At 71.3% G+C, this 4,016-nt stretch carries 5 protein-coding genes; all 5 read left to right on the top strand.

Going from position 1 to position 4,016, the window contains the following annotated elements; genetic code table 11:
• On the top strand, positions 1-234 hold a 234-nt coding region (locus VGT06_01110; protein HEV8661730.1), incomplete at its 5' end, for an SMC-Scp complex subunit ScpB.
• Complete coding sequence (locus VGT06_01105; protein HEV8661729.1) at positions 231-986, top strand: pseudouridine synthase; 756 nt, start codon at positions 231-233, stop codon at positions 984-986. The genes VGT06_01110 and VGT06_01105, both read left to right, overlap by 4 nt.
• Before the next feature lie 48 nt (positions 987-1,034).
• Complete coding sequence (gene pheA, locus VGT06_01100; protein ID HEV8661728.1) at positions 1,035-2,117, top strand: prephenate dehydratase; 1,083 nt, start codon at positions 1,035-1,037, stop codon at positions 2,115-2,117.
• A 35-nt stretch (positions 2,118-2,152) separates the two neighbouring features.
• A complete protein-coding gene (gene hisC / locus VGT06_01095) occupies positions 2,153-3,235 on the top strand; it encodes a histidinol-phosphate transaminase (GenBank protein HEV8661727.1) in 1,083 nt (360 codons plus the stop codon).
• A 12-nt stretch (positions 3,236-3,247) separates the two neighbouring features.
• Positions 3,248-4,016 (top strand): 3-deoxy-7-phosphoheptulonate synthase (gene aroF / locus VGT06_01090; protein ID HEV8661726.1); only part of this gene is annotated, 769 nt, incomplete at its 3' end.

Below are 4,016 nucleotides of genomic sequence, written 5' to 3'. Positions count from 1 at the left end.
TACGGCACCACCAGGGCCTTCCTGGAATACTTCGGCTTCCAGGACCTCTCGGAGCTTCCCACCCTGGGGGAGATCGACGCCCTGGTCGCCTCTCCCCTGGCCTCTCGGCCGCCGGCGGACGACCCTTCGGGGGAGCGGGAGTCGGCGGATGCCGCGGCTCGCCCCGCGACGGGCGCGGCGCCTGCGCCTCCGGCTCCCCCCCCCTCCGCCGGAGCCTCGGAGGGGAGGGGGTGAGCGATCCCGGGGAACGGCTCCAGAAGATCCTGGCGCGGGCCGGGTTCGGCTCCCGGCGCGCCTGCGAGGAGCTGATCCGGGAAGGACGGGTGGCGGTGGGCGGGGTGGTGGTTCGCCTCCTCGGGACCCGAGCGGATCCCGCCGCGGACGCCATCGAGGTGGACGGCCGGCCCCTCCGCCGGGCGGCTCCCGCCGTGTACCTGGTCCTCCACAAGCCGCCGGGCGTCATCACCTCCCTCCGGGATCCGCAGGGGCGACCGGTGGTGACCGACCTGTTGCCCCGCCGGCTCCCTCGCGTGTACCCCGTCGGCCGGTTGGATTTTGCCTCCGAGGGGCTCCTCCTTCTCACCAACGACGGCCCCCTCATGCAGCGCATGCTCCACCCGGCCTTCGCCGTCCCCCGGACCTACCACGCCCGCGTCCGGGGCATTCCCTCCGCGGCGACACTGCACACGATGTGCCGGGGCGTCCACGTCCAGGGCGAGCGGCTGCGGGCGCTCGAGGCCCGGCTGCTCCGGGCGACGGACCGGAACGGCTGGGTGGAGGTGGTGGTGGCGGAGGGGAAGCACCACGAGGTCCGCCGCCTCTGCCAGGCCCTGGGGCATCCGGTCCTTCGCCTGCGGCGGGTGGCGTTCGGGCCGCTCCGGCTCGGGCGGCTCCGGCGCGGAGAGTGGCGGCCCCTCAGCGAGCGGGAGCTCGCGGCCCTGCGGGTCCTCGGCAGGACAAAGCCCTTGAAGGCCCTCGGACGTTAGGTTATAGTGCGGCCGTCTTTCGCGCCGAGGGCGCGGCGGGGCGCGGGCATGGATCTGGACGACCTGCGGAAACGGATCGACGCCATCGATCAGCAGATCCTGGACCTGCTGAACCAGCGGGCCGCCGTGGTCCAGCAGGTGGGGCAGGTGAAGCTCCGGGAGGGGCTCGACTTCCATGCCCCCCAGCGGGAGGAGGAGATCCTCGAACGGCTGACCCAGAAGAACGCCGGTCCCTTCCCGGCCAGCGCGATCCGCTCGGTGTATCGAGAGGTCATCTCCGCCTGCCGCGCCCTGGAGCACCCCCTCCGAGTGGCCTACCTGGGGCCCAAGGCCACCTTCACCCACCTGGCCTGCCTGAAGCGGTTCGGGGACGCGGCGGAGTTTCTCCCGGCCCGCAGCATCCGGGATGTCTTCCAGGAGGTGGAGAAGGGGAAGGTGGAGTACGGGGTCGTGCCGATCGAGAACTCCACGGAGGGCGTGGTCAGCCACACCCTCGACATGTTCGTGGACTCCGACGTCAAGATTTGCGGGGAGATCCTTCTCGAGGTCTCGCACCACCTCCTCTCCCGGAGCGGGGAGAAGGGAGCCATCGAGCGGATCTACTCCCACCCCCATGCCATCGCCCAGTCGCGCCGCTGGCTGGAGGCGAACCTTCCGCATACCCCCCTCCTCGAGGTGGCCTCGACGGCCGCCGCCGCCGAGACGGCGAGCCGGGACGAGGGCGCCGCGGCGATCGCCTCCGAGCTGGCGGCCCGGCTGTATGGCCTCAAGGTGATCTCGGCCCGCATCGAGGACGCCGCCAATAATTTCACCCGCTTCCTGATCGTGGGCCGGAACGGCGCCCCCCCCTCGGGGCACGACAAGACCTCCATCCTCTTCTCCATCAAGGACCGCATCGGCGCGCTCTACGGGATGCTGGAGCCCTTTGCGGAGGGGGGGATCAACCTGACCAAGATCGAGTCCCGCCCCTCCAAGACGAAGGTGTGGGAGTACCTCTTCTACGTGGACTTCGAGGGGCACGGCGAGGACCCGGCCGTACAGCAGGCGCTTGCTCGCCTCGCCGACGAGTGCCTCTTCCTCAAGGTGCTCGGCTCCTACCCCCGCGAGAAGAAGCGCCCCCCCTCCCTCTAGCGCGAGGAGCAGTCGTGACCCGATCCCTCACCGCCATGGCCTCTCCGCACGTGAGAAGCCTGCTCCCCTACAGCCCCGGCAAGCCGATCGAGGAGGTGGAGCGGGAGTTCGGCGTGGCCGGCGCGGCCAAGCTGGCCAGCAACGAGAACCCCTTCGGCCCCTCGCCGCTGGCCCTGAAGGCGATCCAGGAGGCTGCCGCGGGCGTCCACCGCTACCCGGATGGGGCCGGGACCGTCCTCAAGGCCCTCCTGGCGGAGCGCCTCGGAGTCGCGCCGGCCCAGATCGCCCTCGGCAACGGTTCGAACGAGCTGCTCGAGCTGGCGGCCCGGATCTTCCTGAAGCCCGGCGACGAGGCCGTGATGGCCAAGCCGGCCTTCGTCATGTATCGAATGGCCTGCCAGGCCCTGGGGGCGGCCCCCGTCGAGGTGCCCTGCCGGGAGTTCACCCACGACCTGCCGGGGATGGCGGCGGCTGTCACGCCCCGGACCAAGCTGATCTTCGTGGGCAACCCCAACAACCCCACCGGCACAGCGGTGACGCCGGCTGCCCTGGAGGATTTCGTGCGCCCCCTCCCCGCGGAGCCCCTCCTGATCCTGGATGAGGCCTACTGGGAGTTCCTCCCGGAGGAGGCGCGCCCGGCGAGCCTCACCTGGGTCCGCGAGGGTCGGCGCTGCTTCGTCCTGCGCACCTTCTCCAAGGTGTACGGGCTGGCCGGACTCCGGGTGGGGTACGGGATCGGCCCGCCCGAGCTCATCGACCTGGTGGACCGCCTGCGGGCGCCCTTCAACGTGAACGCCCTGGCCCAGGCGGCCGCGGCTGCCGCTCTCGAGGACCGCGCCCACGTGGCGCGGACGGTCGCCGGGACGGCCGAGGGCCGGGCGGCGCTGGCCGCCGGCCTCACTGCCCTGGGGCTCCCCCCGGTCCCGAGCGTGGCGAACTTCCTGCTGGTGGATGTGCGCAGGGATGGGGCGGCCGTGGCCGAGGCCCTGCTCCGTCGCGGGGTCATCGTGCGCCCCATGGGGGGCTACGGGCTGCCGGCCTTCCTGCGCCTCAGCGTGGGCACGCCGGCCGAGAACGCCCGGGCGCTGGAGGCGCTCGCGGCGGTCCTGGCCGCCTGAAGAAGGAGCTTCATGATTATCGTCATGCGGCGCGCCGCGACCGAGCAGGAGATCGAGCAGGTCGCGCAGAAGATCACCGCCTACGGGCTCGCCCCCCACATCTCGCGCGGGGTGGAGCGCACGATCATCGGCGCCATCGGCGACGAGCGGATCCTCCGGGACGTGGCGTTCGAGGCCCTCCCTGGCGTGGAGAAGGTCCTCCCCATCCTCAAACCGTTCAAGCTGGCCAGCCGAGACTTCAAGTCGGAGAACAGCGTGATCCCGGTCAACGGCGTGGAGGTGGGGGGACAGCGGCTCGCCGTGATTGCCGGCCCCTGCTCCGTGGAGGGGCGGGAGATGATCCTGGGGATGGCCCGGGTGGTCAAGGCGGCCGGGGCGCGCCTGCTCCGGGGCGGAGCCTTCAAGCCCCGAACCTCCCCCTACACGTTCCAGGGGCTGGGCGAGGAGGCCCTCCGGTACCTGGCGGAGGCGCGGGAGGCGACGGGCCTGCCCATCGTGACCGAGCTGATGGATCCCCGGGATGCCCCGCTCGTCCTGAAGTACGCCGACTGCATCCAGATCGGAGCGCGGAACATGCAGAACTTCCGCCTCCTGAAGGAGGTCGGGAGCCACCGCAAGCCGGTCCTGCTGAAGCGCGGGATGAGCAGCAGCATCAAGGAGCTGCTCATGTCGGCCGAGTACATCCTGTCCGAAGGGAACTACAACGTCATCCTCTGCGAGCGGGGGATCCGGACCTTCGAGGAGTTCACCCGCAACACCCTGGACCTGAGCGCGGTCCCGG

It is taken from the genome of Candidatus Methylomirabilis sp., assembly GCA_036000645.1.
Taxonomy (GTDB): domain Bacteria; phylum Methylomirabilota; class Methylomirabilia; order Methylomirabilales; family JACPAU01; genus JACPAU01.
The sequence above is the reverse complement of the archived record's forward strand: the minus strand, read 5'-3'. Positions and strand labels throughout refer to the sequence as shown.

Bases quoted from the DNA above. Each gene is read 5' to 3' on its own strand.
- pheA (HEV8661728.1), top strand. From the start codon at position 1,035: ATGGATCTGGACGACCTGCGGAAACGGATCGACGCCATCGATCAGCAG.
- hisC (HEV8661727.1), top strand. From the start codon at position 2,153: ATGGCCTCTCCGCACGTGAGAAGCCTGCTCCCCTACAGCCCCGGCAAG.